Consider the following 25631-nt stretch of genomic DNA (forward strand, 5'->3'; position numbering starts at 1 on the left):
CCTGCCATTTCCCTATCACCATCAAGGATTTACGATGCGTATTTTGCACACCATGTTGCGGGTCGGCGACCTGCAACGCTCCATCGATTTTTACACCAAGGTGCTGGGCATGACCTTGCTGCGCACCAGCGACAACCCGGAATACCAGTACACGCTGGCTTTTGTCGGCTACGGCTCGAACCCGGACCATGCGGAACTGGAATTAACCTATAACTATGGCAGCAGCAGCTACGACCTGGGCACGGCCTACGGCCATATCGCCATCTCGGCCGATGACATCGTTGCCGCCTGCGATGCGGCGCGCGCCAATGGCGGCAACGTCACGCGTGAGCCGGGTCCCGTAAAAGGCGGCAATACCGTGATCGCCTTCATTACCGACCCCGATGGCTACAAGATCGAATTGATCGAACGCAAGTTCGACGGCCAGGGCGCCGGACTCTGATCTCATTACTGCGCACGAAAAAAAACCAGCACCGTCAGCGGTGCTGGTTTTTTTATGCGTGCCGAATAAACTGAATTATCTGTCGAGCAGCGCGTTCACCGGCATCAGGTCCGTTTCTTTCAAGGTGCCGGCTGCCGACTTCAAACGCAAGCCATTCATGATGGTGTCGTAGCGCGCTTTCGACAGGTCTTTTTGCGTCGAGAACAATTGTTTCTGCGCATTCAAGACGTCGATATTGATACGCACGCCCACCTGGTAACCCAGCTGGTTCGATTCCAGCGCCGATTTGCTCGACACTTCCGCCGCTTCCAGCGCCTTCACTTGCGCCAGGCCACTGTTGACGCCCAAATAAGCCTGGCGTGCATTTTGCGCAGCCGTGCGGCGTGCCGTTTCCAGGTCGTTGCGGGCCTTGTCTTCCAGCGCGATCGATTCACGCACCTTGCTGGTGACGGCAAAACCGCTGAAGATCGGGATACTCCACTGCACGCCGATGGCGTTGTTATTGCTACCGCCCGCACCCGCCGTGGTGTAGGTATGGCCTGTGTTGGCGATCAGGTCCAGGGTCGGATAGTGACCGGCACGGTTGCGGCCGATATCGCGCTTGGCCGATTCCACGTTGAACTGGGCCGTGACGACACCATAGTTTTGCTCTTCGGCCGACGATACCCATGGCTCGATGGCAGCCGGCTCCGGTGCGCTCAACAGCACGCCCGTGCGCATCGACGCCAGCGCAGGCGCCTGGGCGCCGATGATGGTTTGCAGGGCGCTGCGTTTGTTGGCCAGGTCATTGATGGCGGCAAACTCTTGCGCCACCACCAGGTCGTACGCCGCCTGCGCCTCGTGGGTGTCGGTAATGGTTTGCGTGCCGACTTCAAAATTGCGCTTGGCCGATGCCAGCTGCTCTGTCGTCGCGACTTTTTGCGCCTGGGTCGCGCCCAGATTGTCTTGCGCGCTCAGCACATCGAAATACGCTTGTGCCACGCGGGTGATCAAATCTTGCTGCACTTGTGCGAACTGGGCTTCGGCTGTCGCTTGCGCCAGCTTGCTTTGCTGATAAGTTTCCCAGCGGTCCCAGCGGAACAGCGGTTGCGCCAGGGTCAGGTTATACGTATTCGTGTGGACATTCACGGTCGGCATGGTGATCTGGTTCGGACCAATCTGCTCGATATTGCCGCGCGTATTGCTGCCCGAAGCGGAAATTTGCGGCAGCAAACCTGACAAGCCTTGCGGAACCCTTTCCATGCCTGCCGACAGGGCAGCGCGCGCGCTGGCGTACTGCGCGTCATTGGCCAAGGCCTGTTGGTATACCTGGATGAGATCGGCCGCGTGCGCATAGCTCGAGAAAAAAGCGCTGGTCATCAGCACGGCGATAAGGGGTTTCCGCATTGCATTTCTCCGTTGGAGTCGTCAAAAGTTGATCAAATCAAAAATTTGGTACTGCCTTGCGCCCGTCTGGTTGTAGATAAAAGCGGGCTGCAATCATCCTCAGGCATGCACGCGGTGCGCGCCTGGGATCACATCTTTACTACGAGTACTTAGTATTTGGACATGGCGCTGTCGACTTGCACAGCCCAGGCATGCATGCCGCCCGTCAAATTACTGATCTTGCCAAAACCGTGGTGCTCCAGGAAGGCAGCGACGTTCAAGCTGCGCGCGCCGTGATGGCAGATACAAACGATCTCGGCATCTTCATCGAGATCGTCGATGCGGCCAGGAATCGATTGCATCGGCATCAAGGTGGCGCCGTCGAGCTGGCAAATCTCGAATTCCCATTGTTCGCGCACATCGAGCAGGACAGGACGCGGGCGGGATGGATCAGCCAGCCAGGCGGCCAGCTGTGCTGCACTCAAATGCTCCATCGCCGTCTCAGAACTGGAAGTGCGACGGTGCCACTGCCTGCAGCGGTGTAACATTGGTTTCAAATACCTTGCGCGTGTCGTAAGCCTTGTCCGAGCTGCGGGTGATCAGGTGCGCCGACATGATCGGTGCTTCGCCGATGATGGCCAGGATGCGGCCACCGACTTTGACCTGTTGCAAGATTGCCTCAGGCAACACCGCCAGCGCGCCAGACACCACGATTACATCGTAAGGTGCGTCCTTGCTCCAGCCTTGGGCGCCATCACCCAGTTCCACCGTCACGTTCGTCACGCCGTTGGCGGCCAGGGTTTGCTCGGCCAGCGTTTTGAGTTGCGGCACGATTTCCACGGTCGTTACATGACGCGCCTTGTGCGCCAGCAAGGCAGCCATATAGCCGCTGCCGGTACCGATTTCCAGCACATTCTCGTGCTTCTTGACGGCAACTTCTTGCAAAATACGGGCTTCCAGCTTCGGCGTGAACATGCTTTCGCCGCCGCTCAATGGGATTTCGGTATCGATGAAGGCCAGGGTCTTATAGGCCGCCGGCACGAAATCTTCACGCTTGACTACGTTCAACAGCTCCAGTACGTCGAGGTCCAGTACGTCCCATGGACGGATTTGCTGTTCGATCATATTGAAGCGGGCTTGTTCGATATTCATCTTTAGACTCGGTAAGTGAAGTAATAATCCGCCATTTTATCGTTGAACTGGCTGAAAGCACATGGTAACGATAAAGATGGGGGATGGAGGGAATTTGCGACGATCTGCAGATTTGAGGGGGTGAACCTTGGAAAATGGGCAACTGAACGGTAGCGCTACTGTGCCAGCCTCAGTTTTTCTCTGGCGGCGTCAGATACAAACCGCGCAAACTAATATCAATAAAAGCATTCATATAGTCGGCAGGATTGATCTCCTTGGGGTCGCACGGCAGGAAGGAATGCGTCCACATCATAAGCATGGTTACCGGCGCGCTGACGATGGCGCTGACGATCACAGGGTCGACCTGGCGGAATTCGCCGCGCGCCATGCCGCGTGCGATCACGCTGGTCAGCAAGCCATTGCCGCGCGTCACCACTTCTTCGTTGTAAAACTGCGCCAGCTCCGGGAAATTGTTCGCCTCGGCCATCATCAGCTTGGTCAGGCCGGCCAGGCGCGTGGCGCCGAACTGTTCCCACCACTGCATCAAAATACTGCGCAACAAGTCCGCACTGCTGCTCTCGGAGGTGGCCAGGCTATCTTCCACCTCGACGATGGCATGCACGATATTGTCGCGCACCACGGCCTTGAACAATTCCTGCTTGTTCTCGAAATACAGATACAAGGTGCCCTTCGAGACCCCCGCCCGCTTGGCCACATCCTCCAGCCGCGTCGACGCAAAGCCCCGTTCGACGAACAGGTCGAGGGCGGCGGCGAGCAGTTCCTGTGGGCGGGCATCCTTGCGCCGCTCCCAGCGGGGCTTGGTATCAATCTGGGCTTGCATGTCTAGTTCCGGCTAACTTACGTTTTAACTTACTTTCGAGTCATTAATATTAGCCCTGTATACCAGGCAGGTCAAGCGCTGGCCGCCAGTAGCTTGAATGACAAGAATAATAATCAAGCACTGCCAGTCCGCCAGAAGGGCGACATTGTAGCGTTCCTGCGACAAATCCCCGTCCAACGAACCGCCAGATAGATCTCTTAATCGCGCAAGGCCAGCGCCGGTGACATGCGCATCGCCGACCAGGTATGGCGCAAGGTGGCCAGCAGCGCCACCAGCATGGCCAGCAACAGTGCCGCTGCCAGGGTCCAGCCACCAATCGGCGCGCGTTCGATAAATCCGGCCAGGTAGCGGTGAATGCCCAGCGCCGCGAGCGGCAGGCCCAGCAAGGCGCCAGCAGCCAGCAGCAGCAGGAATTCGCGCCCCACCAGGCGGGCAATGGCAGTGCGGCCGGCGCCATGCAGCTTGCGCATGACAATTTCGCGGGTGCGGCGCTGCACGCTATACGCCGCCAGCACGTAGATGCCGAAGGCGGCGAGCAGCATGGCGATCAGGCTGGCCAGGCCCAGCATGCGCGCCAGGCGCAGGTCTTCGGCATACATCGCCGTCAAGAAGCTTTGCGCCGTGCGCAGTTCCAGCATCCGCTCGGGAAAATAGCGCCGCCACAGCGGCTCGATGCGCGCATAGGCTAGCGCCACGTCGTCATCGCTGCGCAAGGACAAGGTGCCGCCGTGGCGCAAATTAAACAGCATCGGCTGCGCTGCCTGGCGCATATCCTGGAAACGCAGTGGTGGCGCGATGCCGATGATCAGTTGCCCTGCCGGCATCACCTGTCCGACGGCGGCCTGCGGCGTGGGGTAGCCCAGCGCCAGCGCCGCCGCCGCGTTGAGCACCACCACCTGGCTGTCGATGGTGTCCAGCGCAGCATCGAACAGGCGGCCGAACTGCGGCTGTATGCGGTGCAGCGCGAACCAGCCCGGCGTCATGGATTTGAGTTCCAGGCGCAGATCGCGCCCATCGCGCGTCAGCACGCTGCCGACGACCTTGCTGCCATCGCGCCCCACCGCCTCGGCGATGCCGGCCACGCCATCGATGCCGGGCAGGCGCGCCAGCGCCTCTTCAAAGGCGCGCGCCTGCCGGCTATTGTCAGCATCTGGCGGCAGATCGAGCACCAGCAAGCCTCGCGGATCAAAGCCAGGCGACGCGTGACTGCCGTACCAGGATTGCCAGCCCACCGCCAGGGTCGCCGCACACAGCGCCATCGCAACACCGAACTGCAGCACCGTCAGCACACGGCGCAGCCACAAGCCTGCCGCCGTTTCGCTATTGCCACGGCCCGCCAGCGCGGGTCCAGGGCGCACGTGCAGCGCGCACCAGGCCGGATAAGCGCCGGCGCACAATCCCGTCAACACGCCAAACAACAGGGCGCCGGCGCAGCGCAAGGGCGTGAAGATATCTTCCAGCGGCCGCTGTACCAGTTCGGCAAACAGGGGCAGCACCAGCCAGGCCAGCAAGAGTCCGGCGGCGGCGGCCAGCAGCGCGGTCAATACCGACTCGGCCAGAAATTGACGCACCAGCTGCGCAGCACTCGCACCGAGCAGCTTGCGCACGCCGATCTCGCGCTGGCGGCGCAAGGTGCGCACGGTCGCCAGGTTGACGTAGTTGATCACGGCCAGCAGCAGTATCAATAACGCCAGCACGGCCAGGCCAAACACGCTGCTGCGCTGGCCATGCCTGGCTGCAGCGCGGCTGTTGTACAGGTCTGTATCGAAATAAGCCTGCGCCAAGGGCAGCAGTGCAATATCGGTCACATTACGCCCCTTCAGCGCGCGGCCCATCGCGGCGCCGCGCACATGGCGATCTTGCGGTGTATCGTTGACGGCCTGCTGCAATACTGCGGCCAGCGCATCGGGCGACGCGCCCGCACGCATCTGCAGGTAGATGGCGGCACGCCCGGTTCCGGCAAACTCGGCATCGCGCTGCGCCGCCGGCCAGGCGCTGCTGAGTGTACCCACCAGCAGTTCATAGGGCACGCTGGTATTGCGCTGATGGTCGGGCAGGATGGCCCGCACTTTCAGCGTGACGCCGCCGACCTGCAGCAGTTGGCCCAGCGCCGGCGCGTCGGCAAACAGCTTGCGCGCCGCCGTCTGCGTCAGCGCCACCGCATCGGGCTGGGCCAGGGCTGCGCGCAAATCGCCCTGCAGCGCCGTGATGCCGAACAAGCCGGCGAAGTCGGTATCGACCGCCTGCACCTTGATGGCATACAGATGCTCGCCGCGCTGCACGGGCAAGTCCAGTTCCTTGACGATGCTCGCCATGCTGGTCGCGCCGCTGCGCTGCGCCACCTCGCGCAGCGACAGGTAGGCAAAGTTTTGCCACTCCGGGCGGATGAACAGATTGATGCGCTGCTTGACCAGCTGCACCCGCTCGCGCTGCGGCACCTGGCTATCATAGTCCAGGCTGTAAGCGACAAAGCCGAGCAGCAGGAAACAGGCGGCAAAGCCCACCGCCAGGCCCAGGATGACCGCCACCGAGGCGCCGCCCTGCTGTATCAGCAGGCGCCAACCGATGCGAAAATCGGCCGCCCTCATGCTGCCTTCAGGGCGTCAACCATGACGCGCCCGTCCAGTAAATGCAGGGTGCGCGACGCCTGCGCCGCATGGTCGGCCGAGTGGGTCACCATGACCACCGTGGTGCCCTCTGCATTGATCTCGCGCAGCAGGCGCATGACTTCATTGCCGTGCGCCGTATCCAGATTGCCGGTCGGTTCATCGGCCAGCAACACGGCCGGCCCGGCCACCAGCGCACGCGCGATCGCCACGCGCTGCTGCTGGCCGCCTGACAGCTGCGACGGCCGGTGCCCGGCGCGGTGCGCCACGCCAAGTTTGTCGAGCATGGCGGCCACGCGCTGGCGCCGTTCACGCAGCGGCGTGCCGTTGTACTCCAGCGCCAGCTCCACGTTTTCAAACACCGTCAGTTCCTCGATCAGGTTAAAGCTCTGGAAGATGAAACCGATGCGGCCACGGCGCAAGGCATTGAGCTTTTTTTCGCTCCACTGCGCCACATCGCGCCCTTCAAACCAGTACTCGCCATGGCTGGGCACATCGAGCAGGCCCAGAAGACCAAGCAGGGTCGACTTGCCACAGCCGGACGGCCCGGTGATGGCCACGTATTCGCCGGCCTCGATCTCGAGGTCGATGCGGTCCAGGGCCTTGGTCTGGATATCGCCTGACTGGTGAACTTTGCTGATGCCGACTAATTTGAGCATGGATGCGATCTTTCTTGGGTAGTAAGGGAATTTACTGCTTAATGTGCAATTGGGGGGAATTTCCATACGTCGTGTAGCCGGACAGGATCACGCGCTCGCCGGCCCGCAGTCCATCGAGCACCTCGAGCTGGCTGTTGTTGCGCCGGCCGATGCGCACGTCGCGCCGCTGCGCCTGCGTACCCGATTCGTCGAGCACAAACACCCAGGCGCCGCCGCTGTCATTGATGAAGGCGCCATTCGGCAACAGCAGCGCCGGCGCCGGTTCACCCAGGGTAATCTGCGCATCCAGGCTTTGGCCTGGATTGAGCACCGGCGGCTGGCCCTTGCTGAACACCAGCTCCACCGTGAAACGGCCTTCCTTGATCTGCGGATAAATCGTCTGCACGGCCAGCGCGTAGCTGCGGCCATCCTGGAGCATGCTGGCCTGCCGCCCTGCCGCCATGCGGTTCAGGTAAAACTCGTCCACCTTGGCCGACAGCTTGTAGCGCGCCGGATCATCGATGCGGCCCACATTCTTGCCGGTAGAAATAGACTCGCCTACCTGCAGCCGGAAATCCGTCAGGCGGCCATCGCTTGGCGCGCGCACGGCCAGCGCATCGACCGTGGCGCCGACCAGCAGCAGCCCTGAACTGAGTCCCTGGATCGACGCTTCGAGCTGGGCAGCGGCATCGCGGCGTACCTGCGACTCCAGTTGCGCGGCCTGCTGTTCCTGCGCCAGCGCGCGCTGCTGCTGGTGCAGCCGGTCGGCCGATTCTTCCAGCGCCACGCCGGAAATGAAGCCCTGCTGCGACAGCCGCAGATTGCGCGCGTGCTGCTTGCCACCCTGCTGCAGCGCGAACCTCAAATCGTCCAGGCGGCGCTGATGCTCGCTGCTGCTGGCCTGCTGCGCCACGCGCAAATTGGAAAGGTTGAAAATCTGCTGCGCATGTTCGGCCTTGCGGGCCAGCAGTTCCAGATTGCGCTGCGGGTTGGAGATGCGGAACAGCAGCTGGCCTTTCTTGACCAGCGCGCCATCGCTGGCATACACCTCTTCGATGCGCCCCGATTCGACCGAATCGAGGATCACGGAATTAAGCGGCTCGGCACTGGCGCGCACCACCACTTCATCGAGGAAGATGCCGCGCTCCACCACGCCTATGCGCAGGTCGGCGGCAGCCACCGGCAAGCCATGCGGCATGGCCCACCACCCGATGGCGGCCAACACAGCCAGCAGCAAGCTGGCCAGGATGACGATGACGGCCTTGCGCCGGCTGCGCGGCAGGTGCGTATCCATCGCCGCGCCACTCGTCGGCAAGCGGGACATGGGGGATGGCTCAGGCAAGGGAGATACGGAAGCAGGCATATTTATTTTCACATCTTTCAGTCAGGTCTTGTACTGGCATCAGCAAGCACCATGCCAGCCACGCAAGGCACGGGGCCATGCGCCCTGCGGCAGGCTGCCGGTGACAACGTCACGGCGCTGGTGTCCGCTTCCGGACACTTGCTGTTCGCAAGCGCACAGCGCCAGAAAAACGCATGGCAGCACGCTGCCGGGCGCCACTGCCACGGCGCGCCAACGGCTGCTAGAATGCGCCACCGTCCTCCGCTTCCAACGTTCACCATGGCCCCTGCTGCAGCTCACGTGCTGATCCTCGACGACGATATGGATGTCGCCTGCGCCGCGCAACTGCTGCTGCGGCGGCGCTATCGCGATGGCCGTGTCGACACCCTGAGCGACCCGGCCGCACTGCCCGCGCTGCTGGCAAGGGCGACGCCGGACGTGGTGCTGCTCGACCTCAATTTCCAGCCGGGCCAGACTGATGGTGCGCAAGGCCTGGCGTTGCTGGACCTGCTGCGCGCCCTGCCCCGGCCACCATCGGTGATCGCCATGACCGCGTATGCCGACGTGCCGCTGGCCGTCGAAGCGCTCAAGCGCGGCGCCGGCGATTTCATCACCAAGCCGTGGGACAACGCGCGCCTGGCAGCGGCGGTGGAGCAAGCCCTGGTTCGCCGTAGCGATACCGGCCATCCATCGATTACCGGCGCGGCATCGCCTGAGCTGATGGGCGACTCACAGGTGATGCGCGAGCTGCGTGCGATGATTGCCAGCGTCGGCCCGACCGAGGCAAATGTCATGGTGCTGGGGGAAAATGGCGTCGGCAAGGAACTGGTGGCGCGCGCCCTGCACCAGGCATCGCACCGGGCTGCCGGCCCCTTGCTGGCGGTGGACATGGGCGCCGTGCCCGAAGCGACGTTCGAGAGCGAATTATTCGGCCACCGCAAAGGCGCGTTCACCGATGCCAAAAGCGACCGCGCGGGGCGTTTCCAGTCGGCGCGCGGCGGTTCGCTGTTTCTCGATGAAATCGGCAACCTGCCGCTGGCGGCGCAGGCCAAGCTGCTGACGGCGCTGGAGCGGCGCGAAGTAACACCCTTGGGTGCGGACCGGCCGGAAGCGATCGACGTGCGCATCATCAGCGCCACCAATGTCGATGAAGAGCGGCTGTTCGATCCGGCCATGTTCCGCACCGACCTGCTGTTCCGCCTCAATACCATCGTGCTGCGCGTGCCGCCGCTGCGTGCGCGCCGCGACGATATCGCCATGCTGCTGCAGCACTACCTGGCCCATTACGAGCGCCAGTACCAGCGTCCCGTGCGCGCTCCCGATGCCGGGGCGCTAGCCTGTCTGCAAGGACATGACTGGCCGGGTAATGTGCGCGCGCTGCGCCATGCCTGCGAGCGGGCTGTGATCCTGGGCCAGGACGCGCATTACGTGCGCGGCGATTTCGGCCTGTTCGACGGCCCCGGCCAGGCCGCTTCGTCTCCTTCACGTTCAGGCCCCGTCCAGACGCTCGAGACACTGGAACGCGAAGCCATCCACAGTACCCTGGCACAGGTGGAGGGTAATATCAGCCATGCAGCCAAGGCGCTGGGCATCAGCCGCGCCGCGCTGTACCGCAAACTGGACAAGCATGGCCTCTGAACGCCGGCTCAAGACAGTCGCTGGCGCCTGCATTGCCGCCATGCTGGCCATGACTGGCGGCGCCGGCTATTTCGCCGCGCTGGCGTCGCCGCGCCTGAGCGTGCTGTGCCTGCTGATTACCCTGCCGCCCGCATGGCTGCTGTGCCGCTGCCTGGGCCGGCTGTCGCCACGCCTGCCGCGCCAGGAACCCTATGTGGCGCCGCCGTACGCGCCGCCGCAAGCATCGCTGCGGGCGTTGGAGGCCTGCCTGGAGCATGCACCCATCGCCCTGTTCCGTATCCGGCACGGCGCGACCGGACGCAGTGTAACGCCACTCAATGCGAGCGCCCGGCGCCATCTGGCGCCAGGACATGCCAGCGTGCCGCAGCAGTGGCAGCAAGTGCTGGCGGCGCAAGCCCCTGGCCAGCGCCGGCTGCTCAGTTTTGAGACCGAACGGGGCGTGGAGCGCGCACTGGTCGCTGTGGCAGCATTGACCTTGCAAGGCGAGGACGCACCGCAGCACCTGGCCGCGCTGATGCCGGTAGAGAGCGAACTGGAAGCCGAAGCGCTCAACGCCTGGCGCGAACTGGTACAGGTACTGACGCATGAAATCATGAATTCATTGACACCGGTGGCGTCGCTGTCGCGTACTGCCTGCGAGCTGCTGGCGGAAGTGCAAACACTGCTGCCACAAGACGTCCATGCAGACCTGGAAACGGCGCTCGATGCCATCGCCCGCCGCGCCGCCAGTCTGGCCGACTTCGTGGCCAGCTACCGCAGCCTGTCCAGCGTGCCCGCACCACGCCCTGAAGTGATTCGGCTCGAATACCTGTTCCAGCGCCTTTCAGCCCTGCTGGCGCCCGACTGGCAGGCGCGTGGCGGTACATTGCAATTGAGCGTAGAACCGGCATCGCTGGAAGTGCGCATCGATGCAGGCCAACTGGAGCAGGCGCTGATCAATCTGCTCAGGAACGCCGCCGAGGCCACGCAGACCATGGCCGCAGCGCACGTGACAGTGCGCGCGCGTTTGAGCCGTGGCGCGCGCCTGCGCATCGAGGTGCGCGACAATGGGCCTGGCGTGCCCGAGGCGCTGGCCGCACACATCTTTACGCCATTCTTCTCGACCAAGAAACAGGGACGCGGCATAGGCCTGGCGCTGGTGCGCCACCTGGCCCATGCCAACGGCGGCACCTTGCGCCATGTACGTCCGGTCGGTGCCGGCGCATGCTTTCTGCTTAGTTTTTAAGCAGCCGCGCACATCATCGACGCCAAATTTGACCTGGGCAAAGTCCTTGTAAACTCCTGTCCTATCGTGCCCCTGAAATTATCAAGTTTGCATTATCATCCTTTATGATGTTGCCCGAAAGAATGCTTGCGGGAACCAGCAGCCATCGTGGCTGCCATTTGAAAGGATGAATGATGTACAAGACGATCAGCGAAATGTTGCGGCATTTCAAGGAAGCCGTGCCGTTCCGGCTGGTGCCGGCCATAATTTCCACGCTGGTGCTGATAACGCTGCTGCTGCTGCCGACGCCAGATGGCTTGACGCCCAAGGCCTGGTCGCTGGTGGCGATTTTTCTTACCACCATCGTGGCCATTATTCTGAAGGTGATGCCGATCGGCGTGATGGCGATGATGGCCATCGTGATTGTGTCGCTGTCGCAAGTGACCTCGACTTCCTCGAAGGGCGCCATCGCGGACGCCCTGAGCAGTTTTTCCAATCCGCTGATCTGGCTGATCGTAGTGGCCATCCTGATTTCGCGCGGACTGAAAAAAACGGGGCTGGGCAGCCGCATCGGCCTGATCTTCATCTCGCTGCTGGGCAAGCGCACCATCGGCATCGGATATGGCCTGAGCATCTGCGAACTGGTGCTGGCGCCGTTTACGCCCAGCAACACCGCGCGCGGCGGCGGCATCGTGCACCCGATCATGAAATCGATCGCCAATGCCTTCGATTCGGACCCGGCCAAGGGCACGCAAGGCAAGGTCGGCACTTACCTGGCGCTGGTCAACTACCACGCCAATCCCATCACCTCCGCCATGTTTTTGACGGCTACCGCGCCCAACCCGCTGGTGGTCGATTATGTCGCCAAGGTCAGCAAGCAGAGTTTCCACTTGAGCTGGACTACCTGGGCCCTGTGCATGCTGCTGCCGGGTCTGGTATGCCTGCTGGTGATGCCCTTGATCATCTATTGGCTATCGCCGCCGGAACTGAAGGCCACGCCGAACGCCGTCGATTACGCGAAAAAGGAACTGGCGCTCATGGGGCCGCTGTCGCCCTCGGAAAAAGTCATGCTGGGCACCTTCGGCCTGCTGCTGGTGCTGTGGGCCAACATACCGGCCATGCTGTTCGGCCCGGCGTTCTCGCTCGACCCCACGGTAGTCGCTTTCGTCGGCTTGTTCGTGCTGATCATTACCGGCACCATCGACTGGGACGACGTGCTGTCGGAGAAAAGCGCCTGGGACACCCTGGTATGGTTTGGCGCGCTGGTGATGATGGCCGAGCAGCTGAACAAGACGGGCGTGATCGCCTGGTTCTCGGCCGGCATGAAGGGCGCCATCGTGTCGAGCGGCATGGACTGGCTGCCGATTGCCTCCGTGCTGGTGCTGGTGTTCGTGTTTTCGCACTACTTCTTTGCCAGCACCACCGCCCATATCAGCGCCATGCTGCTGGCCTTCCTGACGGTCGGTGCGCAGTTGATACCGCCCGAATACATGGTGCCCTTCATGCTGATGATGACGGCCGGCTCGGCCATCATGATGACCCTGACGCATTACGCCACCGGCACCTCGCCCATCATCTTTGGCAGCGGTTTCGTGACCATGGGCGCCTGGTGGCGCGTGGGCTTCGTGATGTGCCTGGTCGAGCTGCTGATCTTTGCCGTGATCGGCACGACTTGGTGGAAGCTGCTGGGCTACTGGTAAGCCGGTAGCTCACGGCATCGCGAAAAGTGGCGGGATATGCAATTCAGCCCCCGTTTTTCGCCGTTCATCGCATTTCTACTCGGCAGGCATAGCAGCTTTGTTACATTGCTATCGACAGCACGGCAGCCGCAGCGCGGCAGCCGGCTTTTTTGTCTTTGAATAGCGATAACAATCATAAATAAAGGAATCACCATGCGTACTTTGCTGGCCCTGTGCTGCGCCGCCGTCGCCCTGAGCGGCTGCATCATCATCACCCCCAACGATGGCGAGATCCGCTATACGAGCGATGCGGGCAGCAGCACGGCAGGCAACTTGCAAGTGATACGCGATGAGCGTGCCGTCAGCAGTGTGAACGGGCTCGACATCGATATGCTGACACGCACCGACCTCAACATCGATGTGCGCGTCGGCCCGGCGCCATCGCTGGTGATCGAGGCGGACAGCAATCTGCTGCCGCTGATACGCAGTGAAGTCAACGGCAATACCCTGCGTATCTGGAGCGACAAGCATCTGCGCAGCGGCAATGGCATCAACATCATCTACACGACACCGCAACTGAATAAAATCAATGTTTCCGGCCCCGGCCGCCTGGTCGCCACCGGCTTGAATGGCCAGGACCTGAGCCTGGTGCAACGCGGTTCCCTGAAAAGCGAATTGTCAGGCAACGTCGCGCGCCTCGATATCGCCAACCACGGCTCGGGCAGCGTCAACGCGACGGCACTGAGCAGCGGCAATAGCGACGCCGTCGTCAATGGTTCCGGCCGCATCAATCTGGGCAATGTGCATGGCGAACGCGTCAATGTGGCGGTGAACGGTTCGGGCAGCATCAGCGCCAGCGGCGCCGTGCAGCGCCTGGACGCCAACCTCAACGGATCGGGCAATCTCAATCTGGCAACTTTGAATAGCGACATCGCCTACCTGGCCAGCAATGGCTCCGGCAACATCGACGCCACCACCGTAAAAGAAGTCAACGCACGCGCCGCCGGCTCGGGCCGCATCAGCGTGCATGGCGACCCGGCCAAGAGTAATCTGTCGGGTAAGCGCGTCAGCATCGTGCGCTAAGCCTGGCCGGCTGGCCCTGGCGCTGTTCTGGCAAAGGGGCACCGTACGGCTGTGCATGCTGCTCACGAACCGCGCGCACAGGGAAGGAAGTGCCGCGCTGACGGCAGGCTGGCGCGGCTTGCTATACTGTCGGCCCTATACCTGCTTCCCTGATGAACCCCGATGCCGTCATCCGCCCCCCTGGCATGCCGCCCTTCCTGCGGCGCCTGCTGCACCGCGCCCTCCATTACCAGCGCTATCCCCGGCATGCCGAATGGAAAGCCGGCCGGCGTACGCTGCGTGCAACTGGCCGATGACAACCGCTGCCTGATCTTCGGCCAGCCGGCGCGGCCGGCATTTTGCGGCGGACTGCAACCGTCCGAGGAAATGTGTGGCGACAGCCGGGAATATGCCGTGCACTGGCTGGGGGAGCTGGAGCGGCTGACGGCGCCAGTCTGACGCGTCAAACAATGCGCAGCATACGCTCGAGCACGGTTTCAAGCTCTGCCGGGCTGGTGCTGCTGGTGGGATGCTGGTGCTTTACGACGCCTGATCAGTCCCACTTTTCAGGGGAAACTTCCTTGCGCATGCGCAGGTATTCCAGCAACAGCCCCACCGCTGTATAAGCCGCCAGTGCGATCAGAGAGTCCCGCACGTCGCCCAGACCAAGCGTGCCATTGCGCTGCCAGTGCATGGTATTGAGTACCACCAGCAAGCCGGGCACACCCCACCCGCCTCGGCGCACGGCGCGAAACAACAAGGTTTTTGCGGTAGCGATATTCAAAAACATGATGCTCTCTTGACAGTCATTTCAATCTCACAACTCTAGCAGCAATTTATATCAGTGTGGCTAGACTTGCAGGAAACATCAACGTGCTTGACTCAATTTGCACGTTTGCGTATATTTGCATCCATTCGTGCACGTTTATGTAAAACAATGACTTCTACCCTGCTCCTCAAACAACGCCATACCCTGATCCAGCAACAGCTGCAAGCCGATGGCCGTGTACTGGCGCTCGATCTGGCACGCCAGCTCGATGTGTCGGAAGACACGATACGGCGCGACTTGCGCGAGATGGCTGCTGCCGGGCTGTGCCAGCGCGTGTATGGCGGCGCCCTGCCGATGGCGCCCGATGGCGGCACCTTGAGTCAGCGCAAGCATGAATCGCCCGAACGCAAGGCCAGCCTGGCGCAGGCGGCCGTTTCGCTGGTGCGCGAGGGGCAAGTGCTGTTTATCGACGCCGGTTCGACCAATCTGGCGATTGCCAACGCGCTGCCACAGTTAGCGCTCACCATCATCACCAACGCACCATCGATCGCCATGGCCCTGATGGAGCGCGCTGAAATCGAACTGATCATTGCCGGCGGCAGAGTCGACCGCCGCGCCGGCGCCAGCCTGGGCCCGCAAGCGCTGCGCACGGTCGAGCGCATGCGTCCCGACCTGTGTTTCCTCGGTGCTTGCGGCGCCGATGTGGATGCGGGCGTAACGGCGTTCAACTATGACGAAGCCGAGTTCAAGCGCAGCGTCGCCGGCGCCAGCAAGGCCGTGGTGGTGGCCGCCACCAGCGACAAGCTGGGTACGGCGGCGCCGTTTGGCGTGCTGGCCACCGGCCTGCTGCAGCATCTGGTACTGGAAGCGGACGCCGATGCAGTACACGCAGACGCGTTTGAACGGCTGGGCGTGCACGTCCTGCGCGCACGCAAATAAACTGCAGATAATTTCCAACCCTCTCACTGAAAAGCTAGTCATGCAACTTACCGGTACCTTGCAACAACGCGCCACGCGCCTGGTCTTCTTTGCGGCCGGTTTCGGCATGGCCGCCTGGGCGCCACTCGTACCTTATGCCAAGTCGCGCCTGGGCCTCGATGAAGCCACCCTGGGCTTTTTACTGCTGTGCCTGGGCGGCGGCTCGCTGTGCGCCATGCCGTTTACCGGCGTGCTGGCGGCCCGTTTTGGCTGCCGTAAAGTCATTCTTGCTGCGGGCGTGCTGTTCATCGCTATCCTGCCGGGCCTGGCATTGGCCAATACCCCAATCGAGCTGGGCCTGGTGCTGCTGCTGTTCGGCGCTGCCATGGGCACGTTTGACGTCGCCATGAATATCCAGGCCGTGTTTATCGAGAAAGCCAATGGCGGTTCGATGATGTCGGGCTTCCATGCCTTGTTCAGCGTGGGCGGTTTTGCCGGCGCCGGCTTCATGGCCCTGCTGTTATGGCTGAGCCTGACTCCTGCCTGGTCCTGCGTGGTAATGATGGTGCTGCTGTGCGCCATCCTGGCGGCGGCGCAAGCGCATCTGCTGCCCACCGTATCGACCCCGGGTGAAAAGACGCCGCTATTCGTCATGCCGCACGGCGCCGTCATCCTGATCGGCCTGATGTGCTTTATCGTCTTCCTGGCCGAAGGCGCCATCCTCGACTGGAGCGCCCTGTTCCTGACCACCACGCGCGGCATGGCCGAAGCACAAGGCGGCCTGGGCTATGCCGCCTTCGCCATCGCCATGACCCTGGGCCGCTTTACCGGTGACAAGGTAGTTCGCCGCTTTGGCGGAAAGCGGGTACTCACACTCGGCGGCCTGTGCGCAGCCAGCGGTTTCTTCCTGGCGGTGATCGCGCCAGCTGCCAACCTGGCGCTGGTCGGTTTCGTGCTGATCGGCCTGGGCGCCGCCAATATCGTGCCCATCTTGTTTACCGCCGCCGGCAGCCAGAAAGCCATGCCGCCCAGCCTGGCCGTGGCCGCCATCACCACCATCGGTTATGCGGGCATCCTGGCCGGTCCGGCCTTGATCGGTTTCGTGGCCCATGCGACAAGCCTGAACATCTCGTTTGCCATCCTGGGCGCCGCCCTGCTGCTGGTTGCCGCCAGCGCACGCCTGGTGACAGCGTCCAAACAGGCTGCCTGAGCCCTCCCCTGACTGGCGGCGACGGCAAAAAACCGCGCCAGCCAGCGCCTGAAGCACGACCGCGAGGCTCTCTCGTGGTAAGCTTCGACCCCGCGCAAGCTGCAAACGTTGCGCGGTGACCCCTCCTGTCATGTATACCCATTCAGTTCGGATAGTTCAGATATCGCCATGGCCTTGATCAATATGCCGTGGCCATATCGGCCCGTTTTTGCGGGCAGAATAAGGCACTATGAATCAAGATCTTAACGAGCGCGCGCTGCATGTGCTGCAAACCGTTTTTGGCTACCCTGCTTTCCGTGGCCAGCAGGCCGACATTGTCGACCATGTCAGCCATGGCGGCGACGCGCTGGTGCTGATGCCCACCGGCGGCGGCAAGTCGCTGTGCTACCAGATACCCGCGCTGCTGCGCGATGGCGTCGGCGTGGTCGTCTCGCCGCTGATCGCGCTGATGCAGGACCAGGTCGACGCCTTGGAAGAAGTCGGCGTGCGCGCCGCCTTTCTGAATTCCACGCAAACCTATGAAGAAGCCAGCCGCATCGAGCGCCTGGTGCGCACCGGCCAGATCGACGTGGTGTATGTGGCGCCCGAGCGGCTGATGACGCAGCGCTGCCTGGACCTGTTCCAGGCTTCGAAGATCTCCCTGTTCGCCATCGACGAAGCGCATTGCGTAGCCCAGTGGGGCCACGACTTCCGCCCGGAATACATCAAGCTGTCGGTACTGCACGAGCAGTTCCCGGACGTGCCGCGCATCGCCCTGACGGCCACCGCCGATCCGCAAACGCGCGCCGAAATCGCCATGCGACTGCAGCTGGACGACGCGCGCCAGTTCGTCTCCTCGTTCGACCGACCGAATATCCGCTATCAGATCGTGGAAAAGGCCAATGGCCGCAAGCAGCTGCTCGACTTCATCACCACCGAACATGCGGGCGACTGCGGCATCGTGTATTGTTTGTCGCGCAAAAAGGTGGAAGAGACAGCCGAGTTTTTGAACGAAAACGGCATCCGCGCCCTGCCCTATCACGCCGGCATGGAGTACGCCAAGCGCAGCGCCAACCAGGCGCGCTTCCTGCGCGAAGAAAACATCGTCATGGTCGCCACCATCGCTTTCGGCATGGGCATCGACAAACCCGACGTGCGCTTCGTGGCGCATCTGGATCTGCCTAAAAGCATCGAGGGCTATTACCAGGAAACGGGGCGCGCAGGCCGCGACGGCATGGCCGCCAATGCCTGGATGGCGTACGGCTTGCAAGACGTGGTGCTGCAGCGGCGCATGATCGATGAATCGGAAGCCGACGAAACCTTCAAACGCGTGCTGGGCGTGAAACTCGACGCCATGCTGGGCCTGTGCGAAACCCTCAGCTGCCGCCGCATGCGCTTGCTCGAATATTTCGGCGAGCCGGCCACGCCCTGCGGCAATTGCGATACCTGTCTGGTGCCACCCGTGTCTTTCGATGGCACGGTGCCGGTGCAAAAACTGCTGTCGGCGATTTACCGGGTCGACCAGCGCTTCGCCGGCGGCCACGTGATCGACGTGCTGCGCGGCATGGAGTCCGAGCGCATCAAGACCTGGCACCACGATGCATTGTCAGTCTTCGGTATCGGCTCTGACCTGGGCGAGGCGGAATGGAAGTCGATTTTGCGCCAGGCCATCGCACTGGGCCTGGTCTCGGTCGACCATGAACAATACAGTTCGCTGAAACTGACAGACGCTTCGCGCCCCGTGCTCAAGGGTGGCCAGAAGGTACAGCTGCGCCAGTACCAGAAACCGGTGAAAACCAGCAAACGCAGCACCAGCGTAGCCAAGGGCTATGTGGAAACCGATTTGTCGGCCAGCGAACAGGCGATCTTCGACAAGCTGCGCTGGTGGCGCGTGGAGACGGCGCGCACCCACAATGTGCCGGCCTATGTGATCTTTGTCGACGCCACGCTGCGCGAAATCGCCAAGGCCAAGCCCACTTCGCTGGAACAGATGCGCGGCGTGAGCGGCGTGGGCGAGAAAAAATTGGCTTCGTATGGTGACGAAATCGTCGCCATGATCCTGGAAATGATCTGATCCAGGCTTCCCGTCAACCCAGCAGCCATTTCCGGTAACGCCCGGCCGGTACGCCGGTGGCGGCGCGAAAGCGGTGGCTGAAATGGCTGGTATCGGCGTAGCCGCAAGCGTCGGCGACCTGCTGCAACGGCAAGGCCGTGGTTTTCAGCAGATGGCGTGCGCGGTCGATGCGGCGCTGGGCGATCCAGCTTGAGGGCGGCATGCCGAACGAAACGCGGAACATGCGCGCCAGGTGAAATTCGGACAAACAGGCCACTTGCGCCAGCATCCCCAAGGTCAGATTGCGCGCCAGTTCAGATTCGATGAACTCGGCCAGGCGGCGCCGCACGGCAGGCGCCAGGCCGCCGCTGACGCGCACCTGGCGCTGCGAAATAGCCTGCGAACGCAATAATTCACTCAAGGTTTCATGCACGACCTCATTGGCGCGCAAGGAGGCATCCGGGCCATGCCACGGCATCTCGCTCAGTGCACGGCACAGGCTGACGATGCGCGGGTGCTCGAAATAGGTACGGTCGGCCAAGGTCAGGCCGCGCGGTTCACGGTCCAGTTCCACCACCGCGCGCCGCGTGAAATGCTCGGGCAAAAAATACAGGTGCAGCATGCGCACATTGCCCCGTAACAGCCAGCGCGACTCATGCCAGTCGGGCAAGGCGCACAGCAATTGCGGCGCACCGTGCGTGCCGGGTTCCTCGCGGCGCTCGGTGCCGTAGCCGCCGCCCAGGTAAAACGACAGCGTATGGTGGCCCGGCTGGATATACGAAGTTTGCGAATGTTCGGTGCGGCGGTCCCATATCGCCATTGCAAGGTTGTCGCCAAGCAAAGCATAACGCTCCAGCCGCGCCTCGGTTTGCGCCATGGTGTGGAACACCTTGTGCGCAATATCGGCGGTGGGCGGGCTGTAGTCGGCAGGGATTTCGCGGGCGGACATCGTGTTATCGAAGCTAATAATTGGTACCGAAAAGCTTAACACGCCCACCTGCCCGGCGCTGGACCCGGCCGCAGAAGAGCGCAAGCTCAGACAATCGGCCGCCGGCGCCATCGGCCATGCTGTGGTTTTCCCCCACAGGCCCGCCGAACATGAACCTCTTTCTTTACCTGCTCACCGTGCTGATATGGGGCACCACCTGGATCGCCATCACCTTCCAGCTGGGTCCCGTGCCGGCGCCGGTGTCGATCGCCTACCGTTTCTGGCTGGCGTCGGCGCTGCTGATGCTGATCCTGCTGGCCCGCCGCCAGCCTTTGTGGCCACCGCGCCGCGCCTGGCCCTATTTGCTGGCGCAAGGCTTCGGCCTGTTCTGCTGTAACTTCCTGTGTTTTTATTACGCCAGCCGCTGGGTGCCCAGCGGCCTGGTGGCAGTGATATTTTCGACTGCGCCGATCTGGAATGCGCTCAATGGACGCCTGTTCCTGGGCCGGGCCATCCGCGGCCAGGTGGTCGCCGGCGCGTTGCTGGGCCTGGGTGGCATCGCCCTGCTGTCGCTGCCGCAAATGCGCGGCCACTGGCACGATGGCGGCATGCTGCTGGGGTTGGGACTGGCACTGCTGGGCACTTTATGTTTTTCCAGCGGCAGTCTGCTATCGAGCCGCATGCAGGCGCTGGGCCTGGCGCCAGGGCTGACCAATGCCTGGGCCATGCTGATCGGCGCCACCATCGTCGGCAGCATGGCGCTGCTGCTGGGCATGCCGTTCACGCTGCCGGCCGACGGCCGCTATCTGGGCTCCCTGTTGTACCTGGTCATCGCCGGTTCGGTCATCGGCTTTACCGCCTACCTGCTGCTGCTCGGACGCATCGGCCCGGACCGCGCCGCCTATGCCACCGTACTGTTTCCCGTGGTGGCGCTGACGGTGTCGACCTTCCTCGAAGGCTATGTCTGGACCACACCAGCTTTCGCCGGCCTGGCCCTGGTGATTATCGGCAACGTGCTGGCCTTCCTGCCAGGGAGACCAGCATCTTCTTTACAGGCAGGCGTTAAAACATGTGCATGATGCCGGCCGAAGTACCCGTCTGGCCGCGCTGGTTCAAGCGCGTGGTGCCGCCGGTGGCAAAGCCGCCATCGAATTTGTTGCGGTCGATTTCGGCGTACAGCACCGTGCGTTTCGACAGGTCGTAGCGCACGCCCAGCATATATAAATCCTTCTTGCCGTCGCCGGCGGCCACCGTGGCGCTGGCCTTGCGGTTATGCACCTTGTTGCCATACCAGGCGCCCGTCACGTTGAAGCGCTCGCTGATCCTGTAGTTCAGGCCAGTCCAGCGCCAGGTGGCGCGGTCATCGCGAGTCACGACGGTGGCCTGCTTTTCATCGACATAACCGAGCGACAGCGTCACCGGTCCAAACGCATAGGCGCCGCCCGCCGCGACATGGCTGTAATCCTTGTAGATGGGGGCCGCGGTGGTGCCGACGTTTTCCTTGGACCTGGTGTACGAAGCGCCCAGCTTCAGCGGGCCACGGGAATACACGGTGCCAACGGCCTTGGCCGTGCCGCTGCTGCTGTCGCCCGCCACTTCGCCGGCCGCATACTCGGCGCGTACGGTGAACTCGTTGAAACGGCCCGTGTATTGCACGTCATTGCTGTGGCGGATGCCGGCCGTCGACGACAGCGCGTAGGTGATGCTCGGGTAGCGATAGACGAAAGTGTCGAAGGCCAGAATGGTTTTATAGGCCACCGTGTATTGCCGGCCCAGGTCGATGGCGCCCCACGCGTTTTCCAGGCCGACGCGCGCTTCGCGCTGAAACAATGTGCCGGTGGTGTTATTCAAGGCGCCGGTGGCGGTATTAAAACCGGACTCCAGCTGAAAGTTGGCCTTGACTCCGCCGCCCAGGTCTTCGCTACCCTTGAAGCCGAGCCGGTTGGAACGGAAGGTGCCGTTCGATCCCATCGTCACGACACTGTCGCCAGCCTGGTTGACGTTGCTCTTGTTGCGCAGGCCGGCGTCGACCGAACCGTAGATTTCCACGTTCGATTGGGCCAGCACGAGGCCAGGCATACCGCCCAGCAGGGCGATGCCGATGATTGCATATTTCATGTTGTCTCCTGTGTTTTTATGGTGCTGCCGAGGGCCTATGACTGGCCCTTTCGTGCAGAAATTTGCGACTCTTTATTTGCGTGGATTGACCCTCTCGAATAATGATTGCGGTGCGTAGCCAGCCTTGATATGGCAACCGCCACCAAACTGCTGCGACTGCTTGCTGCAGTCCGCCGCGATGCTTTCCGGCGTCGGTTTCGTTCCCTTGTCGAGCCACGCCGACAAGCTGTCGAACACCGCCGCATATTCGGCGTCGGCCAGCTTGCTGTGATCGTGTTCATCGCTGAATACCTGCACCAGCCTGTCACCGTGGCCAGCCTGCCGCAGCAGATTGCGGTATTCGCTTTCATACTCGACCAGCGCCGTCGGATCGTCGATCGCATGCAGGCTGATGGCCGGTACATTGAGCGTGCCAGCCATGTCGGAATCGTGGGCCAGCTCGGCCACTGCCTGCGGGTCGGCATCGAAGCGCTGCACGCCGCGATTGAGGGCCGCATCGTCATGCGAGCCGTGATACACCACGCCGCGGTTCGAGAAGGGATTGCGCCCGCCCAGCACGCGCTGGACCAGGTCGCGGAAAGTGAACGTGGCCCAGTTCAGGTGCGACACCAGCGTGCGCTCAGGGATGCGGATCACGCCCAGGATATCGTCCAGCTTGCGCTGCTGCTGTGCGCTGCGGCTGGCCGCCGGCAAGGCGACGCCAGTGCAGTCGTTGACACGCGCCGCCAGCTCTTTCGGCTTCAGTGTTGCATCCGCCGGCAAACCCATCCACAGCGGATATTGCGCTTCGTCCGGGCGCGGGTGATTGCCGCAGTAATACTGGTAGACGGCGCGCAGGTCGGCGCGGTGCAGATAATTGAGGCTGCCGCCAGCCAGCATGCCATTGGTCAGCACCATGCCGTCATACTGTTTGCCGTACAGCTCGATGCCCTTGGCCGCCACATTGCCGCCCCAGGACTGGCCGTGCAGGATGCTGCGCGCAGGCTGGCCAAAGCGCGCCACGAAAATCTGGCGCAGGTTCTCGGTATCCTCGGCCGCCATGCGCACGCCATAGCCGGGCCGGCGATAGGTGGAGCCGGCCCAGGCATAACCCTGGCGTACCGTGACGGCAAAACGCTGCAAGTCTTCGATATTGCTCTCTTGCGTGATGGCCGACAGGCGCGGGCCACCATGGCTGTGCATGATCAAGGTGTGGTTCCATTGTTTCGGCATTGCGATCCAGTAAAAAGCGCCGTTCGCATCTTGCCCCTGGTAGCACTGCGCCACCGGGTCCAGCCCGGCCGGGCAGGAAGCTGCCGTTTGCGCCATCACGGCCGATGCAGCCAGGCTCAGCGCCATGCCCAGTGCGATACCTAAAGTACGTTTCATGCAGGTCTCCGATAGTCTTTGATAAACATGGTAGGGAGTTTTAAACCTAATGTAAAATATCTTGACTCGCGCATTCCCATACTAAAAAAATATAACGATGGGGTAGAACCCCAAGAGACCATCATGGAACTGAGACACTTGCGTTACTTCGTCGTCGTCGCCGAAGAAGGCCATTTCACGCGCGCGGCCGAACGGCTGGGCATGCAGCAGCCACCGTTGAGTTTGCAGATACGCGCGCTGGAAAACGAACTGGGATTTGATCTGTTCCGGCGCCATCCGAAAGGCGCCGAACTGACGGCCGGTGGCCATGCCTTCTTGAAGGAGGCGCACGCCACCCTCGACGGCTTGCAGCAAGGCGCGGCGCGGGCTGCACAGGCGGCGCGTGGTGCAGCCGGCAAGCTGTCGATCGGTTTTACCAGTTCGGCGGCGGCCCACCCTTTGATCCCGAAAATCGTGCGCGCCTACCGCGCCGCATGGCCCGATGTCAGCCTCGATTTCAGCGAAGCGAATGCGGCGCAATTGAGCGAGGCGGTGGCGGCCGGCAAAGTCAATGTGGCTTTCTTGCGCCTGCCCGTCAGCCGCCCGCCGGGCGTGCTGTTCGCCCATTTGCAGGAAGAGGAAATGCTGCTGGTGCTGCCCATCGGCCACCCCGCACTGCCGCTCAAACGCAGCAAGCATGCTCCGACCGTGGCGCTGGCCACCTTGAAAAATGAACCCTTCATCCTGGTGCGCAGGCATGGTGCGCCAGGCATGTATTCAAACCTGATGGACGCCTGTCTGCGAGCCGGTTTCACGCCATCGAAAGTGATCGAAGTCGAACGCATGCTGACCAATATCAGCCTGGTCGCAGCCGGCGCCGGCGTGTCGGCCGTACCGGCTTCGATGAAGGGTTTTCATGCCGACAGCGTGGTGTATTGCAAGATCGCCGACGCCGGACCGGGCCTCAGTGCACCGCTGACCCTGGCCAGCCGCGAGCACGATATTTCACCGGCCGCGCGCCACTTCATGGATTTGACACGGCGCGTGCTGGCCGGTGACGCTGCATGACACTGGCAACGCTGCGCAGCCCGTTTTTCCAGATTCTTGCGGCGATTGCCTGCGGCATTGCGTTCGGCCTGTGGAAGCCGCTGCTGGCGGTCGCCATGCACCCATTGGGCACCGTTTTCATCACCATCATCAAGGTGATGGTGGTGCCGCTGATTTTCCTTACCGTCAGCGGCGGCATCGCCGGTATCGGCAAGCTGAAGCAATTGGGCCGTATCGGCATCAAGGCGCTGCTGTATTTCGAAGCCTTGTCGGCCCTGTCGCTGATGACGGGCATCGCCGCAGCGCTGCTGCTGCGGCCCGGCGTGGGTTTTCATATCGATGCAGACCTGCCAGTACACACCGCGCAGCCGCCAACGCTGACCGCAGCTATCGCCGACGCCCTCACGCATAGCCCGCTGCTGCAGGCGCTGATGCTGGCGCTGGCCTGCGGCACGCTGCTGGCGCTACTGGGCCAGCGCGGCCAGGCTTCCGCCCAACTATGCGAACGGGCCGCCCAGACCCTGCTGGCCGCGCTCAAAGTCGTGCTGAAGGCGGCGCCGCTGGCGGCTTTCGGCGCAGTTGCCTGGTCGGTCGGAAAATACGGGCTGGTATCGGTGACGCCGCTGCTCAAACTGCTGGCCGCGCTATACCTGGCGACGGCCGTATTCGTGCTGCTGGTGCTGGGCACAATCTGCCGTGCCTGCGGTTTTTCGGTGCTGCGTTTTATCGCCTACATCAAGGAAGAATTATTGATGGTGTTCGGCACCGCTTCCTCGATCACGGCGATGGCGCCCCTGATGGAAAAAATGGCGCGCGCGGGCTGCCCCGCGCCGGTGGCCAGCCTGGTGATACCGGCCGCTTATTCCTTCAATCTGAACGGCAGCAATATCTACCTGGGCCTGGCGCTGGTGTTCCTGGCGCAGGCGCTGGACATCACGCTCAGCCCAGCCCATTTGCTATCCATCGTGGCGCTGGCGATGATCACTTCCAAGGGCGCCAGCGGGGTCGCCGGTTCCGCCTTCGTTGCGCTGGCGGCGACCCTGGCCGCCGTGCCGGACATTCCCGCATCGAGCCTGCTGTTCATCGTCGGCATCGAGCGCTTGCTGAAATGCCGGCCATTGGCCAATTTGACGGGCAATGGCGTAGCCTGCCTGGCGATCGCCGCGTGGGACCGGCAGCTGGACCACCGCAAGCTGCGCGCCTGCGGCCTGGCACGGGCAATCGGCATAGGGGACAGCCGTGAAGGCCGCTCCCCTGCCACACCACCCGGCATGCGGGTCCGCACCGGGCGGTTCGAGTAGTTGAGGTCAAGAC

At 62.6% G+C, this 25631-nt stretch carries 23 protein-coding genes; 12 read left to right on the plus strand and 11 right to left on the minus strand.

What is annotated here, in order from left to right:
- Positions 1-34: 34 nt before the first annotated feature.
- Positions 35-442 (plus strand): lactoylglutathione lyase, encoded by a 408-nt coding sequence (gloA, locus tag HDE72_RS23720; protein ID WP_183746871.1) that lies wholly within the window; start codon positions 35-37, stop codon positions 440-442.
- A gap of 75 nt (positions 443-517) precedes the next feature.
- Here the strand turns inward: gloA and HDE72_RS23725 are convergent, their stop codons facing one another.
- The 7 genes from HDE72_RS23725 to HDE72_RS23755 form a co-directional block, all read right to left on the minus strand.
- On the minus strand, positions 518-1828 hold the full coding sequence (locus HDE72_RS23725; protein WP_183746873.1) for a TolC family outer membrane protein: 1311 nt from the start codon (positions 1826-1828) through the stop codon (positions 518-520).
- Positions 1829-1977: 149 nt separating this feature from the next.
- On the minus strand, positions 1978-2301 hold the full coding sequence (locus tag HDE72_RS23730; protein WP_183746876.1) for a rhodanese-like domain-containing protein: 324 nt from the start codon (positions 2299-2301) through the stop codon (positions 1978-1980).
- A 7-nt stretch (positions 2302-2308) separates the two neighbouring features.
- Positions 2309-2959 (minus strand): protein-L-isoaspartate O-methyltransferase family protein, encoded by a 651-nt coding sequence (locus HDE72_RS23735; protein ID WP_183746879.1) that lies wholly within the window; start codon positions 2957-2959, stop codon positions 2309-2311.
- Positions 2960-3128: 169 nt separating this feature from the next.
- Positions 3129-3779 (minus strand): TetR/AcrR family transcriptional regulator, encoded by a 651-nt coding sequence (locus HDE72_RS23740; protein ID WP_183746882.1) that lies wholly within the window; start codon positions 3777-3779, stop codon positions 3129-3131.
- A gap of 197 nt (positions 3780-3976) precedes the next feature.
- The gene (locus HDE72_RS23745; RefSeq protein WP_183746885.1) at positions 3977-6367 is read right to left on the minus strand and encodes an FtsX-like permease family protein; all 2391 of its coding nucleotides are present in this window, start codon (positions 6365-6367) and stop codon (positions 3977-3979) included.
- Positions 6364-7044, minus strand: a complete 681-nt coding sequence (locus HDE72_RS23750; RefSeq protein ID WP_183746888.1) for an ABC transporter ATP-binding protein — start codon at positions 7042-7044, stop codon at positions 6364-6366. Before HDE72_RS23750 ends, HDE72_RS23745 begins: the two co-directional genes overlap by 4 nt.
- Positions 7045-7075: 31 nt before the next feature.
- A complete protein-coding gene (locus tag HDE72_RS23755; protein ID WP_260176886.1) occupies positions 7076-8347 on the minus strand; it encodes an efflux RND transporter periplasmic adaptor subunit in 1272 nt (423 codons plus the stop codon).
- A 297-nt stretch (positions 8348-8644) separates the two neighbouring features.
- Here HDE72_RS23755 and HDE72_RS23760 point away from each other — a divergent pair, with 297 nt between their 5' ends.
- From HDE72_RS23760 to HDE72_RS23780, 5 genes are all read left to right on the plus strand, one after another.
- Positions 8645-10003, plus strand: a complete 1359-nt coding sequence (locus tag HDE72_RS23760; RefSeq protein WP_183746936.1) for a sigma-54-dependent transcriptional regulator — start codon at positions 8645-8647, stop codon at positions 10001-10003.
- Positions 9993-11228, plus strand: coding sequence for a sensor histidine kinase (locus HDE72_RS23765; protein ID WP_183746891.1), 1236 nt, complete (start codon positions 9993-9995; stop codon positions 11226-11228). Before HDE72_RS23760 ends, HDE72_RS23765 begins: the two co-directional genes overlap by 11 nt.
- Before the next feature lie 173 nt (positions 11229-11401).
- Positions 11402-12907 (plus strand): DASS family sodium-coupled anion symporter, encoded by a 1506-nt coding sequence (locus tag HDE72_RS23770; protein WP_183746939.1) that lies wholly within the window; start codon positions 11402-11404, stop codon positions 12905-12907.
- Between the two features lie 192 nt (positions 12908-13099).
- On the plus strand, positions 13100-13969 hold the full coding sequence (locus HDE72_RS23775) for a head GIN domain-containing protein (RefSeq protein WP_183746896.1): 870 nt from the start codon (positions 13100-13102) through the stop codon (positions 13967-13969).
- A gap of 162 nt (positions 13970-14131) precedes the next feature.
- Positions 14132-14407, plus strand: a complete 276-nt coding sequence (locus HDE72_RS23780; protein ID WP_221291382.1) for a YkgJ family cysteine cluster protein — start codon at positions 14132-14134, stop codon at positions 14405-14407.
- Between the two features lie 94 nt (positions 14408-14501).
- Here the strand turns inward: HDE72_RS23780 and HDE72_RS23785 are convergent, their stop codons facing one another.
- A complete protein-coding gene (locus HDE72_RS23785; RefSeq protein WP_183746900.1) occupies positions 14502-14738 on the minus strand; it encodes a hypothetical protein in 237 nt (78 codons plus the stop codon).
- Between the two features lie 147 nt (positions 14739-14885).
- Between HDE72_RS23785 and HDE72_RS23790 the strand changes: the two genes are divergently transcribed.
- The 3 genes from HDE72_RS23790 to recQ all read left to right on the plus strand — a co-directional run bounded on the left by HDE72_RS23790 (position 14886) and on the right by recQ (position 18898).
- The gene (locus HDE72_RS23790; RefSeq protein WP_183746903.1) at positions 14886-15656 is read left to right on the plus strand and encodes a DeoR/GlpR family DNA-binding transcription regulator; all 771 of its coding nucleotides are present in this window, start codon (positions 14886-14888) and stop codon (positions 15654-15656) included.
- Positions 15657-15696: 40 nt separating this feature from the next.
- On the plus strand, positions 15697-16845 hold the full coding sequence (locus HDE72_RS23795; protein WP_183746905.1) for an MFS transporter: 1149 nt from the start codon (positions 15697-15699) through the stop codon (positions 16843-16845).
- 229 nt (positions 16846-17074) lie between these two features.
- The gene (recQ, locus tag HDE72_RS23800; protein ID WP_183746908.1) at positions 17075-18898 is read left to right on the plus strand and encodes a DNA helicase RecQ; all 1824 of its coding nucleotides are present in this window, start codon (positions 17075-17077) and stop codon (positions 18896-18898) included.
- A gap of 13 nt (positions 18899-18911) precedes the next feature.
- Here recQ and HDE72_RS23805 read toward each other — a convergent pair whose 3' ends face one another.
- On the minus strand, positions 18912-19826 hold the full coding sequence (locus HDE72_RS23805; protein WP_183746911.1) for a helix-turn-helix domain-containing protein: 915 nt from the start codon (positions 19824-19826) through the stop codon (positions 18912-18914).
- A 149-nt stretch (positions 19827-19975) separates the two neighbouring features.
- Between HDE72_RS23805 and HDE72_RS23810 the strand changes: the two genes are divergently transcribed.
- Positions 19976-20884: a DMT family transporter gene (locus HDE72_RS23810; protein ID WP_183746913.1), complete on the plus strand. Its 909-nt coding sequence runs from the start codon at positions 19976-19978 to the stop codon at positions 20882-20884.
- On the opposite strand, the gene HDE72_RS23815 is transcribed toward HDE72_RS23810, so the two are convergent.
- Both HDE72_RS23815 and HDE72_RS23820 read right to left on the minus strand, forming a co-directional pair.
- Complete coding sequence (locus tag HDE72_RS23815) at positions 20868-21923, minus strand: porin (protein ID WP_183746916.1); 1056 nt, start codon at positions 21921-21923, stop codon at positions 20868-20870. The genes HDE72_RS23810 and HDE72_RS23815 overlap by 17 nt on opposite strands.
- Positions 21924-21995: 72 nt before the next feature.
- Positions 21996-23291, minus strand: coding sequence for a hypothetical protein (locus tag HDE72_RS23820; RefSeq protein WP_183746918.1), 1296 nt, complete (start codon positions 23289-23291; stop codon positions 21996-21998).
- A gap of 123 nt (positions 23292-23414) precedes the next feature.
- On the opposite strand from HDE72_RS23820, the gene HDE72_RS23825 reads away from it, so the two are divergent.
- Both HDE72_RS23825 and HDE72_RS23830 read left to right on the plus strand, forming a co-directional pair.
- Positions 23415-24338 carry a LysR family transcriptional regulator gene (locus HDE72_RS23825; protein WP_183746921.1) on the plus strand — a complete coding sequence of 308 codons (924 nt, stop codon included), beginning with the start codon at positions 23415-23417 and terminating at the stop codon, positions 24336-24338.
- Positions 24335-25618 (plus strand): cation:dicarboxylate symporter family transporter, encoded by a 1284-nt coding sequence (locus HDE72_RS23830; protein ID WP_183746925.1) that lies wholly within the window; start codon positions 24335-24337, stop codon positions 25616-25618. Before HDE72_RS23825 ends, HDE72_RS23830 begins: the two co-directional genes overlap by 4 nt.
- Positions 25619-25631 lie beyond the last annotated feature (13 nt).

Source organism: Janthinobacterium saanense (genome assembly GCF_014200675.1).
In the GTDB taxonomy this organism is placed as follows: Bacteria; Pseudomonadota; Gammaproteobacteria; order Burkholderiales; family Burkholderiaceae_D; genus Janthinobacterium.

Bases quoted from the DNA above. Each gene is read 5' to 3' on its own strand.
- HDE72_RS23785 (WP_183746900.1), bottom strand. From the start codon at position 14,738: ATGTTTTTGAATATCGCTACCGCAAAAACCTTGTTGTTTCGCGCCGTG.
- HDE72_RS23810 (WP_183746913.1), top strand. From the start codon at position 19,976: ATGAACCTCTTTCTTTACCTGCTCACCGTGCTGATATGGGGCACCACC.
- HDE72_RS23820 (WP_183746918.1), bottom strand. From the start codon at position 23,291: ATGAAACGTACTTTAGGTATCGCACTGGGCATGGCGCTGAGCCTGGCT.
- gloA (WP_183746871.1), top strand. From the start codon at position 35: ATGCGTATTTTGCACACCATGTTGCGGGTCGGCGACCTGCAACGCTCC.
- HDE72_RS23765 (WP_183746891.1), top strand. From the start codon at position 9,993: ATGGCCTCTGAACGCCGGCTCAAGACAGTCGCTGGCGCCTGCATTGCC.
- HDE72_RS23805 (WP_183746911.1), bottom strand. From the start codon at position 19,826: ATGTCCGCCCGCGAAATCCCTGCCGACTACAGCCCGCCCACCGCCGAT.
- HDE72_RS23770 (WP_183746939.1), top strand. From the start codon at position 11,402: ATGTACAAGACGATCAGCGAAATGTTGCGGCATTTCAAGGAAGCCGTG.
- HDE72_RS23740 (WP_183746882.1), bottom strand. From the start codon at position 3,779: ATGCAAGCCCAGATTGATACCAAGCCCCGCTGGGAGCGGCGCAAGGAT.
- HDE72_RS23725 (WP_183746873.1), bottom strand. From the start codon at position 1,828: ATGCGGAAACCCCTTATCGCCGTGCTGATGACCAGCGCTTTTTTCTCG.
- HDE72_RS23830 (WP_183746925.1), top strand. From the start codon at position 24,335: ATGACACTGGCAACGCTGCGCAGCCCGTTTTTCCAGATTCTTGCGGCG.
- HDE72_RS23775 (WP_183746896.1), top strand. From the start codon at position 13,100: ATGCGTACTTTGCTGGCCCTGTGCTGCGCCGCCGTCGCCCTGAGCGGC.
- recQ (WP_183746908.1), top strand. From the start codon at position 17,075: ATGAATCAAGATCTTAACGAGCGCGCGCTGCATGTGCTGCAAACCGTT.
- HDE72_RS23745 (WP_183746885.1), bottom strand. From the start codon at position 6,367: ATGAGGGCGGCCGATTTTCGCATCGGTTGGCGCCTGCTGATACAGCAG.
- HDE72_RS23750 (WP_183746888.1), bottom strand. From the start codon at position 7,044: ATGCTCAAATTAGTCGGCATCAGCAAAGTTCACCAGTCAGGCGATATC.
- HDE72_RS23730 (WP_183746876.1), bottom strand. From the start codon at position 2,301: ATGGAGCATTTGAGTGCAGCACAGCTGGCCGCCTGGCTGGCTGATCCA.
- HDE72_RS23825 (WP_183746921.1), top strand. From the start codon at position 23,415: ATGGAACTGAGACACTTGCGTTACTTCGTCGTCGTCGCCGAAGAAGGC.
- HDE72_RS23815 (WP_183746916.1), bottom strand. From the start codon at position 21,923: ATGAAATATGCAATCATCGGCATCGCCCTGCTGGGCGGTATGCCTGGC.
- HDE72_RS23795 (WP_183746905.1), top strand. From the start codon at position 15,697: ATGCAACTTACCGGTACCTTGCAACAACGCGCCACGCGCCTGGTCTTC.
- HDE72_RS23790 (WP_183746903.1), top strand. From the start codon at position 14,886: ATGACTTCTACCCTGCTCCTCAAACAACGCCATACCCTGATCCAGCAA.
- HDE72_RS23760 (WP_183746936.1), top strand. From the start codon at position 8,645: ATGGCCCCTGCTGCAGCTCACGTGCTGATCCTCGACGACGATATGGAT.
- HDE72_RS23780 (WP_221291382.1), top strand. From the start codon at position 14,132: ATGCCGTCATCCGCCCCCCTGGCATGCCGCCCTTCCTGCGGCGCCTGC.
- HDE72_RS23755 (WP_260176886.1), bottom strand. From the start codon at position 8,347: ATGTCCCGCTTGCCGACGAGTGGCGCGGCGATGGATACGCACCTGCCG.
- HDE72_RS23735 (WP_183746879.1), bottom strand. From the start codon at position 2,959: ATGAATATCGAACAAGCCCGCTTCAATATGATCGAACAGCAAATCCGT.